The sequence below is a fragment of the Kocuria sediminis genome (genome assembly GCF_009735315.1).
GTDB lineage: Bacteria > Actinomycetota > Actinomycetes > Actinomycetales > Micrococcaceae > Kocuria > Kocuria turfanensis.
On the sequence record NZ_WOGU01000017.1, the window covers coordinates 14253 to 26871 of the forward strand.

The window sequence follows — 12619 nt, forward strand, 5'->3', positions numbered from 1 at the left end:
TGATGGACAACCGCTGGTCGAATCTGGTTTCACCTGGACCAACACCGGTTCACCCTGTCTTCGAGGACGTTCCGGAAGAGACAGTGCCGGTCCTACGTGGCGCTTCCACGCCACAGCAGGGCGTGATCGGGTTGTCTGCGGACGAGGGGCGACTGGGGCGAGTCCTCGTCGAAGCAGACGACGTGTTCTGGCTGGGCGCCCATGGCGGGGCCGGGGAGTCCGTATTGGCCGAACTGTTCGGCGGCACCGCCTGCCACCACCGGTGGCCGATGCGCCCCGGCACTGAGGGTCCGATGGCTCCCGTGCCGGTCTTTCTCGTCGCCCGGCAGAACCGGCGAGGACTCGAGGCCGCCAGCCGCGCGGCTCGTGATTGGGCCTCTGGTGCGCACCCCGACGTGGATCTCCAGGGCCTTGTCCTCGTGGCTGATGCTCCCGGCAAGGTGCCGAAGTCCTTGGCCAGACAGACCCGCGTCATTTCCGGCGGCGTCCCCCACACCTGGGTGGTGCCCTGGATCGAAGAGCTCCGGCTCACCGGAGCCGTGGACTGGGAGTCCATGGCCCGTGAGACGAGAAAAGTCCTCACCGCTCTCGGTGAGGCAGTCGACGAAGTTATCTCCGAGAGGACCCCCCAATGATCGACCTCGTACTTGCCGCCCAGGACACCGTGCTGGCCCTGCCGGCCAACCTGCCCGACTCCAGCCCCCTGGCCCCTCCCGGCATCGGTGACACCTGGAACCGCATGGTCGGTGTCGGCAAGTGGATCGCCCTGGGCATCGCCGTCCTGGGCCTGCTTGTGGTCGGCGGCAAGATGGCCTTCGACGCCCGGCGCGGTGAGACCACCGAAGAGGTCTCCGGGATCATCAAGATCGTCCTGGCCGTGGCTCTGATCACCGGCGGCGCCTCGATCCTCTCCTTCATCTCCGGGGCATGACCCCTGGCCTCCGCATGACCATCCCCCCGCAGCAGAGGAGCAGCAGGTGACAGATCAGATCGAGACCGACGACAACAACACCTGGTGGAAGGCTCCCCGCTTCCTCATCTCAGCCATCCTCGTTGCGCTGCTGATCGTGCTAGGGGTGGTGCTGTGGTTGTGGCCCGACGGTGAAGAGCCCACCCAGGCCGCCCAGGCACCGGCCACGACCGCCGAACCGGTCTCGGGCGAGGAGTCGGTGTGCGGCCTGGACACCTCCGGCGGCACCACGCTTACGAAGGCTCCCGAGGACGTCGAATGGACCGCCCTGGGCGCGATCTATGCACCGTCCTCGGAGGAGCACGGGCCTGGCACAGTGGATGAGTCCACGGGCGTCCGTTCCTGCTACTCCCACACCCCCGAGGGCGCACTTCTTGCCACCACGAACATCCTGACTTCGGGCAATGACCCGCAGCTACTGCTGGACACCCTCAAAGCACAGGCCGTGGACGGCCCGGGCAGAGACGTGGCCATCGGCCAGGTCCAACAACGACTGAGCTCAGGTGACACTGCGACAGTTCCCCTGGAAGTCGCCGGCTTCCGGCTGCTGTCTTACACCGAAGGCAAAGCGTCCGTGGAGGTCGTCGTTGCCGCCGACGACGGCACCGAGGACATCTACATGACCACCGGCGTCGACCTCGTATGGACGGAGGGCGACTGGCACGTCTCCTTCCAGGAGAACGGCAATCCCGGGCCGGTGTCCGGTCAGGTGTCAGACCTGAGCGGGTACATCGAGTGGGGCCCTCACGATGGCTGAGGAAAACAGCTGCAACCCCATCGACGTCATCTGTAAGACCAAGGAAGGCATCAGCAACACGCTCACCGGGGCGGCCGGGGATGCGCTGGATCAGATCGCTGACGGTGTGACCTCTGCCGTGGTCGAGACGATCGCCTCTCTGGGGTCCATGTGGACCACGGTGGGCAGTGCCAGCCTCACCAGCGAGAATGCCGGCGCTGCCGAGGCTCCGGTCCGGGGAGCGTTCAACGCTCAGGTCGATCTGCTCCTGAGCTACGCGAGCTGGATCGGGCTGGGGGTGTGCGTGTTCGGGGTGCTGTTCCTGGGCATCATTTTGGCCGTCAACGCCCGCCGCGGCGACGGGGCCGGCCTAGTCAACACCGCCACCGTGCTGGCCTCCGGGGCGGCCCTGATCGGTGGGGCCACCAGCCTGATCGGCTTCCTCGTCCCGGCCCGTGCGGGGAACCTGTCCGGGCCGGTGGGGTTCATCCAGGACCAGACCTTCTACCTCACCCTGGCCGTGGCCGCACTCAGTGTGATGATCGCCGGGGCCCAGATGGCCTGGACCCAGCGGGCTGAACCGGCCCGCGACCTGCTGAAGAATCTGCTCACCCTGGCCGTGGTGACGGCCTCCGGGGTGACGATCCTCAACGTCCTGGTGGCCGGCACCGACGCCCTGGCCGTCCAAATCATCGACTCCGCCATCGGCGAAGACTTCCAGACGGACGTGCTCCAGCTGCTGGCCCTGGACAACGCCACCAGTACTGGGGCGGCGGATCCGGTGTGGTTGGGCGGCAACGTCATCCTGATCATCGTCGGCGGGGTCGTGGCGATCATCGTGAACATCATCCAGTTGATGCTGATGGTGTTGCGCACCGGGATGCTGTTCCTGATGGCCGGGATCCTGCCCCTGTCGGCGGCGTTCTTGAACACCGAGACGGGGAAGAACTTCTTCCAGAAGGTCATCGCCTGGACCCTGGCCTTCGCCTTCTACAAGCCCGCCGCCGCCCTGATTTACGGGTTGGCGATCAAGATGTCCACCACCGGGGTGTGGGAGGACTCCGGCAGCGGGCTGATCCAGTTCGCCGCCGGGCTGATGATGATCGTCGCCTCCGTGTTCGCCCTGCCCGTGCTCGTCGGGTTCCTCAGCCCCGTGCTGGGCTCGATGTCCTCCTCCGGCGGGAGCAGCGGCGGGGCGTTGGGGATCGCGGCGATGGGTGCGGCGATCCCGCAGGGTGCGACCCACCTGGCGCGCTCGGGCCGCGGGTTCGGCTCTGATTCCTCCTCCACACCCCCAGCGAAGGGTGGGGCGGGTTCCGCACCCGCTGGTCCGTCCGCACCTGCCGGTGGAGCCAGCGGCACCACTGGGGCCAGCGCTGCGGGCACGACGAGCTCCGCTGGTGCTGCCGCGGCCGGTGCTGCAGCGGCACCGGTGGCGGCGGGCATGGCGGCCGCCAACGCCGTGCAAAGAGGCGGGGAAGCCGTCTCCCAGGCCACCGAGTCCAGCGCGAACGCTGGCACCTCCAGCACCGGGTCCGGTGCCGGCGGCACCGGCGCGGCAGGAGCGGGCTACCCGGGCACCCCCGGCCAGGACGGTGCGCAGAAGTCTTCGACGGGGACCGGGGCGCAACCGAGCCTGAGCACCGGGGCGGCAGGGGCAGCACCTCGCACCGGGGCGTCTCCCACGCCCGGCTCCGGTGCTGGTGCACCACCGGCCCGCACGGGGGCCCGCCCCACGGGACCCACCGGCGCAGGGCAGGTAGGGAAGGCCGTCCAGCAACAGGCACGTGCGTTCAAGCAGCAGATCGCCAACGAGACCGGAAACGAGGGCCGCCCTGATGGCGCAGACCGAAGCTAGAACGGACGAGAACCGTCCGCGGGTGTACGGCAACTTCCGCACCCCCACTTCCAAGGGCCTGGCCGGACTGTCGACCGCCGGCACCGTGCTGCTGATCGGTGGGGTGGTCGGCGGGATCCTGCTGATGATGCTCAACATGTGGCTGGCGGCCCTGGGGTTTGAGGCGGTGATCCTGACCTTGATCGCGCTGTCCATGAGCAAGAACAAGCACGGGCGCACCCTGATTGAGCGCATCGTGCGCCGGGCCGGGTGGGCCAACGCCGTCTACTCCGGCGCCAACGTCTACCGGGCCGGGCCGGTCAGCCGAGTCCCGGGGGGCACGACGAAGCTGCCCGGGGTCTCGGCCCGGTCCAGGATCACCGAGCACGTTGACGGCTACGGCCGTCCCTTCGCTCTGCTCGAGGTTCCGCAGAAGCACCACTACACCGTGGTGTTCTCCTCCGAGCCCGATGGCGGGGGCATGGTCGATCAGGAGCACATCAACCGGTGGGTGGACCGTTGGGCGCACTGGCTGGGCATGCTCACCGACGAACCCGGGCTGACCGCGGCCTCGGTGACGATCGAGACCGCCCCGGACTCCGGCTACCGGCTGGCCCGGAAGATCGAGGCCCGCATGGTCGACAACGCACCCCAGTTCGCCCGCGACGTCATCAACGAGACCGTGCAAATGCTGCCCACCGGGGCTACCGTCACCCGGGCCTACATCGCGGTGACCTTCAAGGCCTCCGTGCGGGCCGGCGGGCGCATCCGCAACGCCGGCGAGGTCGCCGATGACCTGGCCGCCCGGCTGCCCAACCTCACCCTGTCGCTGAACGACACCGGGGCCGGGGTGGCCGCCCCATTGACCGCCCAGCAGCTGTGCGAGGTCATTCGGGTGGCCTACGACCCGGGAGAGGCCATCCTCTTCGACCGGGCCCACGCCGCCGGCATGGCCCCGGAACTGAATTGGAGTGAGGTCGGCCCGCAGGCCGCCGACACCTTCTGGAACTGCTACCACCACAACGGCTCGTGGTCGAAGTCCTGGGCGATGTCCGTGCCCCCGCGCTCCACCGTCCAGGCCAACGTGCTCCAGGCCCTCATCGCCCCGAACCCGGAACTGGTGCGCAAGCGCGTCACCCTGCTCTACCGCCCCATCGACCCGGCACGGGCCGCGCAGATGGTGGAAACGGATATCAACACCGCCACCTTCAACGCCTCTTCCCGCAACCGCGCCACCGCCCGGGACACCCGGGAGACCCGCGCAGCCCAGGCCACCGCGGCCGAGGAGGCCGACGGGGCGGGGCTGCTGAACTTCGGGCTGGTGGTCACCGCCACCGTCCGTACCCGGGGCGAGTTGGATGAGGCTGAGGCCATCATCGAGAACCTCGGGACCTCGGCGCGGATCCGCCTGGAGGAGGCCTACGGCGCCCAGGACTCCACCTTCGCCGCCGGCCTGCCCCTCGGTGTGGTCATCCCGGACCACCTGGCCCTGCCCTCGACCGTGAGGAACGCCCTCTGATGAGCACCAAGGCCCGTAAGCAGATCATCCTCCCGGAAAGCCGGGGCAACGCCTCGACCACCGTCCTGGACCGTGCCTTCGCCCGGACGAAGCTGGGCAAGGTCTTCGCCAAGCCGAAGCGCACCGGCAGCACCTCGGTGACGGCCGCCTCCGCCCGTCGTCCGGGCCCGCGGGGTCACAAGGGCCGGGGTCTGGGTGAGGCGCAGCTGCTGCACCCGATCCGCGAGATGCGCGGGACCAACTACCAGGTGTGCGGGCTCTTCCCCTTTCCCATGGGCGGGGGCTCCCCGCTGGAAGGCGTGCCGTTGGGGCGGAACCTGCTCTCCGGGGAGCCGGTGTGTTGTGACCCGATCTCCTGGTTCCAGAAGCTGCGGGTGATCGCCAACCCCTCGGCCTTCATCATGGCCAACCCGGGGCTGGGCAAGTCCTCCTTGCTGCGGCGGATGGCCATCGGTTTGGCCGCCTTCGGGGTGTGGCCGATGGTGCTCGGCGACATCAAGGGCGAACACGTCGCCATGATCGAGCACCTGGGCGGGGCCGTGCTGCCGCTGGGCCGCGGGGTCGGCCACATCAACCCGCTCGACGACGCCGGCGCCGTGGCGGCGGCCAAGCTGCTCTCCGCCGCGAAGGCGGAGGAGCTGCTGGCCGATCTGCACACCCGGCGCTTCGACCTGATCCGGTCGCTGATCGCGATCCTGCGCAAGAAGCCGCTGGACGAGCGTGAGGACCAGATCCTGGATCGGTGCCTCACCGTCCTGGAAGCCCGCCACACCGAGACCGGCACGATCCCAGTCATGGCGGATTTGCGCCAGGTGCTCAAGGACAAGCCGGCCGAGGTGCGCGAGGTCTCCCTGGATCGCGGCAACGATGCCCGCTATGACGAGATCACCGAGGGTCTGGAGTCCTCGCTGAACTCCTTGTGCGGGACCGGGGCGTTCGGGCAGATGTTCGCCCGCCCCTCCACCAACAAGATCGACGCCTCGAGACCGATGGTCTTCGACCTCTCGCGAATCTCTCAGTCCGAGTCCGACCTGCGGGCGGCCACCCTGTTGGCGTGCTGGTCGATCGGGACCGGAACGGTGCGGACCTCCAACATGCTGGCTGACGACGGGGTGATTGAGCGCCAACGCTTCCTGCTCATCCTCGATGAGCTGTGGAACACCCTGGCGGCCGGGCCCGGCATCGTCGATCAGGTCAACGCCCTGACCCGGCTGAACCGGGAGATGGGAGTCGGGCAGATCATGGCCTCCCACACCCCCTCCGACCTTCTGGCCGTCCGCGGCGAGGAGGACCGCGCGAAAGCCAAGGGCATCATGGACCGCTGCGGGATCAAGATCCTCGGTGGCCTGGCCAAATCCGAGATGCCGTTGCTGACCGAGTCCGTGCCGCTGTCGATGCGCGAGCAGGAACAGCTCGCCGCCTGGCAGGACCCGCCCGCCTGGAACCGCCGGGGCGATGAGGAGATCCAGTACACCAACGACGACGTGTACACCCCCACCGACGCATCGGCCATCACCGAGGCCGAGCTGCGGGCCTGGTTGGAGGACCCCGAGAACCGGGAATGGTACTTCGACGATCGCACCACCTCCCCGCCGCCGGGCCAGGGGAAGTTCTTCATCAAGGTCGGTGCCAGGGCCGGGATCCCGTTCTCGATGGAGTTCACCCCCACCGAACGCCGCTCCCAGGTCCACGACACCGAGAAGAAGTGGCACGAGGCCAAGTTCCGCGCCGCTCAGGAGAGGGGCGAACGATGAGCTCCCTGGACCGCAAGTACACCGCCGGCGGCGGGGAAGTCGCCCTGCTGCTCACCCTGCTCTTCGCGCTGGTCGGCATCCCGGCCATCCTCTACGTCCTCGCCAGCGCCGGCCATGCCCTCACCCCGCGCACCGCCCCGCTGCCCACCGGGTACTGGGAACGGTCCCTGGGCGTGGTCACCGGCGACCTTCCGTGGCGCACCACCGAGATCGTCCTGGCCGCCACCCTCGGGCTGGTGGCGGCGGCACTGTTCGTGCTGTGGGGCATCACACGCCACCAGAAAGCCCAAAGGAACGTCAAGCACGACCGCGCCGCACCGCGCATGGCCACCGTGCGCGACGTCGCCCCGTTCACCCAGAAGCAGGCGAAGGCCAAAGCGGCTCGCTTCGGCGTCGACACCCCCGGGGTGATGCTCGGGAAGATGGTCCGCGGCGGTCACACCCTCTACGCCTCTTGGGAGGACACCCTCCTGCACATCTGGGGCACCCGTACCGGCAAGACCACCTCCCAGGCCGCCCCCTCCATCATCGAGGCCCCCGGCCCGGTGATCGCCACCTCCAACAAACGCGACCTCTCCGACCTGACCCGCGACATCCGCGCCGCTGACGGCGATGTGTGGGTCTTCGACCCGCAGGGAGTGGCTGGGGAGAAACCGACCTGGTGGTGGAACCCGCTGACCTACGTCACCGACAGTGAGCGGGCGGCGGAGATGGCGAACAACTTCGCCGCTGGCTCCCGAGACGTCGGCGCCAAGGGCGATGGTCACTTCGACTCCGCCGGCAAGGACCTCTTGGCCGGGCTGCTGCTCGCGGCCGCCGTGGGCGGGGAGCCCATCGAGCGCGTGCACTACTGGCTGACCCGATCCACCGATGAGACCCCGGCACTACTGCTCGATGAGCACGGGTGGACCAAGGAAGCCGACTCGGTGGCCAGCACCATCCACCAACCCGAGAAGTACCGAGGCAGCGTCTACTCCACCGCCCTGCAGATGGCCGCCTGCCTGAAGAACGAGAAGATCGCCGCCTGGGTGAACCCTTTGCGTCCGGACGACGATCGCCCACAGTTTGATCCCCAGTCGTTCGTGCACGGCAAGCACACCCTCTACGCCCTGTCCAAGGAAGGGGCCGGCACCGCCGGTCCCCTGGTCACCGCGCTGACCGTGGCCACCGTGACCGCCGCCGAAGAGCACGCCGTCACCCAGCGCGGGGGCCGGCTGGCCACCCCCATGCTCTGCGTCCTCGATGAGGCCGCCAACGTCTGCCGCTGGATGAACCTGCCCAACCTCTACAGCCACTACGGCTCCCGCGGCATCGTGGTCTCCACGTTCTTGCAGTCCTGGTCCCAGGGCGTGGACGTGTGGGGCGAATCCGGGATGCGCAAGCTGTTCTCCACCGCCAACGTCGTCACCTACGGCGGCAACGTCAAGGAGGAGGGCTACCTGAAGATGCTCTCCGAGCTGATCGGCAAGTACACCTACACCTCCGTCTCCTCCTCGAAGCAGAAGGACTCCGGGTCCACCTCCCGCCAGGACGCCACCGACGACATCATGTCGGTGGCTGACCTGTCCGCCCTGCCCAAGGGGAGGGCCGTGATGTTCGGCTCCGGGGCGAGGGCCGTGCTGCTGCGCACCATCCCGATTGACCACCGCCCCTACGCGGAAGCGTCCAGGGCCTCCGAAGAGGCCCACAACCGCCCCACAGTGGACACCGTCGATCACGAGCCCACAGCACCGGCTGCCGAGCCAGTGGCGCCTGAGCCTGCCGGGAACCGGTGGGCGGCCCTGGTGAAGGAGTAGGTCATGGACTGGGAAGAAAAATCGTCCAGTGAGGGCAACGAGGACGTGGAAGGGCAGCCTCCTGCGGAGCTGGTCTACGCGAACGTGGTGGAGTTCGTCACCGAGATGTTGGCGCCGATGTACCGGCGTCAGCTGGACCCAGCCGGTCGCTCGAACACGTTCACCTGGTGTGCCCAGTGGTGGCGGCATGATGAAGCGGTGAGCCGTCTGGCGGGGCTGTGGAGGGCGTGGGAAAACCTGCGCTTGGATCCCACTACAGGGCTGGCGGTGTGGTGGCAGAACTACGCCGACCCGACCATGCGGGTCCTCTTTGAGGAGAAGGGTCCTTTCCACGGCTGCACTCCCAGGGAGCACCGCCCCAAGGGAGTTCCACTGACTTTGGAGCCACCTCCAGAGGGCCTGTTCGACTGAACCTCACAGCGACAGGGGCGCAACCCGTGACGGGTTGCGCCCCTCTCGCTGTTGCCCTCATGGCATCAGCCGAGTTCCAAGCCTCTTTCTCGTCCTGCTGGGCGCCCGGTGTTCTTGCGGGCCTTGGGACCACGCTTGGTGGAGCGCACGGCCTCGATGGGAGGCGTGCCCTGGTCCCGGTCAGCGGCCAGACGTGCCCGTACCCCATCTCGGCCCTCCTCGGTGTCACCAAAGGCAGCCATGAGCTTCTTGGCCAGGCTCGCCCGCCGGTCTCCGGAGTCCCAGAGTTCCTCGGCTTCGGCAGCCGAGTGGCGGGTGTCGGCGTCGTTTTGCAGATCCCCCCGGCTGGCCTCTGCGGCGTTGAGGAGGGCCTCAGCGTGGTCACGTTGGGCGTCCACGGCTTCGCGGGCCGCGGTCCCCTGCTCGACGGTCTCAGTGCGCTGTTGCAGCGGGACGCGCTCTTCCAGGTAGTCCTCCACAGCCAGCCCGTAGCGGTCCTTTACCTCCGACTCGATCCGTCCTCGCGCGGTGCGGGCGACCTCGTCGTGCTGCTCCCACTGCCGGGCCAGCCCGTAGTGGGCAGCGATGTCCTCCGGCTTGGCGGACTCCCAGAAACGGTCCTGGTCCACCGGGGCGAGCTCGGTGCGCATCACCGCTCGTTCGGCTTCGAACCGGTCTTCCAGCTCCCGTCGCCGCTGCTGCTGCTCCATCAGGCGTTGGCGCACTTGCTCGGCGCGCTGACGGGCCATCATCTCGCCCCAGCGCCCGGCGACGGCCATCGCTGCCTGAAGGTCACGGCCGATCAGATCGTTCACGCCATCGGGTTGTGTGCTCATCTCTACAGCTCCATTCCGTGGTCCGTGCGGGAGGTGCGATCTACGTAAGGGTGCTCAACCGTGGGCCCCTGGGTCTCGCGCAGCGCACCACGGGCACGGGCGGGTCCGGCGTGGGCGGCACTGCGCTTAGGAGAAGAAGGCTCGACTTCCGGTAGCGGCTCTGCCACCACCGAGAGGTGCTGCCGGAAGGTGTCCACGATCAACTGAGTCTCGCGCAGTTCTTTGTTGGCCTGATGCATGTCCTGGAACGCTCGGGTCATCCGCAGCATCTGGTTCATGATCAATGCCTGGGCCATCGGGGAGGGCGCTTTCGTGACCGCCAGCAGAAACGCCGTGGTGCCACTGGTACGCAGTGGGGCTTCCAACGGGGTGGTGATCTTCAGCCCCGACCGGTGCGCCGAGCGTGCCAGCGTCCTCGCAGTGCGCCCCAGGGGTCCTTGCCCGTCCTCGGTCGCGTGCGACCACGCCGCGAACACCCCGGAAGCTTCACGAGCCGCGTGAGCCCACGCCTGATGGTCGTCCGGAGCGAGCTTGACCAGACGCCGGCGAACCTCTCTCAGTTCATCCGCCAACCGCCTAGCGGTCACCTCGTCCAGAACCGCACCGGGGGCGTCGGGGTGAACGATGCGGCGGTGCCGCTTGGCCGCCATCCACTCCTCCGACGCCTCCTGCGCCACCGTGGGTTCGTCCGGCCAGCGGGTCCGCAGAGACGGCAGTGTGAGGTCCTGGGCGAGCTTGCCGCCACCGAACCACAGCGGCCGCATCCCCTTCGGCGGGCGCTCCGCCACGGAGTACCCGGTCACCACCGAGTCGGTGCCGGCGGCGAAGCGCGGGTGCACGAGTAGGTTCGCCCGGCGCATCCGCCGCACAAACTGCGCCTCGGTGTCAGCAGCCACCGCGCACGCGCGCACGGTGCGCTCCAACGCGAACCGGGTCGGCTCCCGGGTGCTGTCCCGCCGCACCTCGCCCTCCTGCAGCCACCGTTCGGAATGGTTGCCGAGCTGGAAGAGGTTGAAGTCCTTCTCAATCCCACGCGCAGCTTTCTGCGCACGAGTGAAGTCATTACCCCAGTTCCATTTGGTGCCGTCCCCACGAATGGTGGAGGCCATGATGTGGATGTGGTCGTTGCCCTTGGTGGAGCGCCCATGGTGTACAGCAACCCACTGGCACGGGGCCTTGGCCCCGGCGTCGGTAAAGTCCATCTCGTCCATGAATCGCTGGGCGATGTCGGCCCATTCCTGGTCGGTGACTTCACGGTCCTGGTACGGGATCGACAGCGAGCAGTGCCAGATGTGCTTGGCGTCAGCGTCCACCCCAAAGGACCGCCGGTTCAGGTCGATCTCGCGGGCAATGGACACCGCGGCTTCCTCGTTGAGCTGCACGTCGTCGTACCACGCCATGATGAGCGGGGAGCCGCCCACCAGGTGCGGGTCCGTGTGCTCGTTGGCCCTCCCCGGACCCACGAGGTACTTCATCAGCCCGACCGGCTTGTCACCCTTGGTGATGTTCGGGATCACGGGATCAACTCTTCGATCTTGGCCAGCACGTCCGCCCCAAAGCGGCGAGCTTCCTGCAAGGTCTCGACCGTTTCCGGGAGCACCTCACCGGTGCTGTTGGCGTGCCGGGCGATCTGATTGACGTTGTTGGCGATCGTGGCCATCAGGTGCCGCATCTGGATCAGCTCGGCCAGCTGATTCCGCCGCAACTGCACTGCCACCGGATCCGCTGACCCGAACACCGCCTCGACCATCAGCGCCGAGGGCGACAGTCCGGTCTGCTGCTCCAGCACCATCAACTGAGCACGCTCCGACTCCGACATGGACACCCGGACGTACTGGGTCTTGCCCTCGATCCGCTTGCGACGCGACGTCCACACCCGACGCGGATTCTCCTGCTCCACCACAGCACCTCCTCTCCTTGCCGGCCTAGCGCAGCGCCCCCACTTTGTGGGCCCCACACGACCAGTGTGCCACCGCAAAGGCCGCGAGACCAGCAGCGGTGCCCTTTATGGCACATAAAAGATAGCTTTGCTCCGCCGGGGCACCACGGGTGCGTAGCGCCGGCGGAGTGACCGTGGTCTGTGGAACGCATGGTGTGCGTCCGTTAAGGTGGGCACATGGCTAAGCTCACTGACCCCCAGCAGGCAGAGGAAGCCGCCCAGCGGCTGCTCAACGACCGGATGGACTACGTCCGCCGAGCGATCACCGCACGCGGCGCCCTCGACGAGGCCCGCGAAGCCCTCAAGGAAGCGGAGAAATACGACACCCAAGCCTTTCAGGCCGCCGTCAACAACGGCGGGTGGACCGAGGACGAGCTGCGCAAAATCGGACTCTCCGCACCCGAGAAGATGCAGCGCGTGCAGCGTCGACGGAAGACCGTGCAGTCCACCCCAGACGCGTCCAACTCATCCGCGCAGAACGGTGGCGGCACCGAGTCGGAGCAGTGAAGACCGGCGGCTGGATCCTTGCCGCAAGCTACGTAGTGCTGCTCGTTGTCTCCATCGTCCTAGTAGTCCAGGGTTCAGTCATCGGATGGCTGACTGGCCTTCTTTTGGTAGTGGCGTTGCTCATGCTTTGGCGTGAAGCACGCCAAAGTCGTGCAGACCGCAACATGGATTACCGTGGCTGAGTTCCTGACCCCGTGACCACATGTGCACGGCAAAAGCTCCATCGCTCCGCGGCTTTTCCCGCACCCATGATGGACACAGGGACCCCAACCGACCACCCGACCACAGCCGGCTGGTCACCTCTCGCACGACCG

General features: G+C 67.8%; 12 protein-coding genes. 9 read left to right on the plus strand and 3 right to left on the minus strand.

From position 1 onward, the window contains the following. Positions 1–2 precede the first annotated feature (2 nt). From GMA12_RS16225 to GMA12_RS16260, 8 genes are read left to right on the plus strand one after another with little or no spacing between them, the layout of a single operon-like run. Positions 3–635, plus strand: coding sequence for a DUF6668 family protein (locus GMA12_RS16225; RefSeq protein ID WP_156270550.1), 633 nt, complete (start codon positions 3–5; stop codon positions 633–635). Further along, on the plus strand, positions 632–931 hold the full coding sequence (locus tag GMA12_RS16230) for a hypothetical protein (RefSeq protein ID WP_156270551.1): 300 nt from the start codon (positions 632–634) through the stop codon (positions 929–931). Before GMA12_RS16225 ends, GMA12_RS16230 begins: the two co-directional genes overlap by 4 nt. 46 nt (positions 932–977) lie before the next feature. Then, complete coding sequence (locus GMA12_RS16235) at positions 978–1727, plus strand: DUF8175 domain-containg protein (protein ID WP_162459970.1); 750 nt, start codon at positions 978–980, stop codon at positions 1725–1727. Further along, positions 1720–3564, plus strand: coding sequence for a TrbL/VirB6 family protein (locus GMA12_RS18570; RefSeq protein ID WP_156270552.1), 1845 nt, complete (start codon positions 1720–1722; stop codon positions 3562–3564). The genes GMA12_RS16235 and GMA12_RS18570 overlap by 8 nt, the downstream gene beginning before the upstream one ends. Next, positions 3545–5062, plus strand: coding sequence for an SCO6880 family protein (locus GMA12_RS16245; protein ID WP_156270553.1), 1518 nt, complete (start codon positions 3545–3547; stop codon positions 5060–5062). The genes GMA12_RS18570 and GMA12_RS16245 overlap by 20 nt, the downstream gene beginning before the upstream one ends. Next, complete coding sequence (locus GMA12_RS16250) at positions 5062–6816, plus strand: putative type IV secretion/conjugal transfer ATPase (protein WP_156270554.1); 1755 nt, start codon at positions 5062–5064, stop codon at positions 6814–6816. The genes GMA12_RS16245 and GMA12_RS16250 overlap by 1 nt, the downstream gene beginning before the upstream one ends. Continuing rightward, entirely contained in the window at positions 6813–8612 is a 1800-nt protein-coding gene (locus GMA12_RS16255) for a type IV secretory system conjugative DNA transfer family protein (RefSeq protein WP_156270555.1), read from the plus strand. The genes GMA12_RS16250 and GMA12_RS16255 overlap by 4 nt, the downstream gene beginning before the upstream one ends. Positions 8613–8615: 3 nt before the next feature. Beyond that, a complete protein-coding gene (locus tag GMA12_RS16260; protein WP_156270556.1) occupies positions 8616–9023 on the plus strand; it encodes a DUF4913 domain-containing protein in 408 nt (135 codons plus the stop codon). 65 nt (positions 9024–9088) lie between these two features. Here the strand turns inward: GMA12_RS16260 and GMA12_RS16265 are convergent, their stop codons facing one another. From GMA12_RS16265 to mobC, 3 genes are read right to left on the minus strand one after another with little or no spacing between them, the layout of a single operon-like run. Continuing rightward, positions 9089–9859: a hypothetical protein gene (locus tag GMA12_RS16265; protein ID WP_156270557.1), complete on the minus strand. Its 771-nt coding sequence runs from the start codon at positions 9857–9859 to the stop codon at positions 9089–9091. Positions 9860–9861: 2 nt separating this feature from the next. Beyond that, the gene (locus tag GMA12_RS16270) at positions 9862–11376 is read right to left on the minus strand and encodes a relaxase/mobilization nuclease domain-containing protein (protein WP_156270558.1); all 1515 of its coding nucleotides are present in this window, start codon (positions 11374–11376) and stop codon (positions 9862–9864) included. Further along, positions 11373–11762: a plasmid mobilization relaxosome protein MobC gene (gene mobC / locus GMA12_RS19435; RefSeq protein ID WP_162459971.1), complete on the minus strand. Its 390-nt coding sequence runs from the start codon at positions 11760–11762 to the stop codon at positions 11373–11375. The genes GMA12_RS16270 and mobC overlap by 4 nt, the downstream gene beginning before the upstream one ends. A gap of 213 nt (positions 11763–11975) precedes the next feature. On the opposite strand from mobC, the gene GMA12_RS16280 reads away from it, so the two are divergent. Further along, the gene (locus tag GMA12_RS16280) at positions 11976–12305 is read left to right on the plus strand and encodes a hypothetical protein (protein ID WP_156270559.1); all 330 of its coding nucleotides are present in this window, start codon (positions 11976–11978) and stop codon (positions 12303–12305) included. The last annotated feature ends 314 nt before the right edge of the window (positions 12306–12619 follow it).

Bases quoted from the DNA above. Each gene is read 5' to 3' on its own strand.
- GMA12_RS16260 (WP_156270556.1), top strand. From the start codon at position 8,616: ATGGACTGGGAAGAAAAATCGTCCAGTGAGGGCAACGAGGACGTGGAA.
- GMA12_RS16255 (WP_156270555.1), top strand. From the start codon at position 6,813: ATGAGCTCCCTGGACCGCAAGTACACCGCCGGCGGCGGGGAAGTCGCC.
- GMA12_RS16230 (WP_156270551.1), top strand. From the start codon at position 632: ATGATCGACCTCGTACTTGCCGCCCAGGACACCGTGCTGGCCCTGCCG.
- GMA12_RS18570 (WP_156270552.1), top strand. From the start codon at position 1,720: ATGGCTGAGGAAAACAGCTGCAACCCCATCGACGTCATCTGTAAGACC.
- GMA12_RS16225 (WP_156270550.1), top strand. From the start codon at position 3: ATGGACAACCGCTGGTCGAATCTGGTTTCACCTGGACCAACACCGGTT.
- GMA12_RS16250 (WP_156270554.1), top strand. From the start codon at position 5,062: ATGAGCACCAAGGCCCGTAAGCAGATCATCCTCCCGGAAAGCCGGGGC.
- GMA12_RS16265 (WP_156270557.1), bottom strand. From the start codon at position 9,859: ATGAGCACACAACCCGATGGCGTGAACGATCTGATCGGCCGTGACCTT.
- GMA12_RS16245 (WP_156270553.1), top strand. From the start codon at position 3,545: ATGGCGCAGACCGAAGCTAGAACGGACGAGAACCGTCCGCGGGTGTAC.
- GMA12_RS16280 (WP_156270559.1), top strand. From the start codon at position 11,976: ATGGCTAAGCTCACTGACCCCCAGCAGGCAGAGGAAGCCGCCCAGCGG.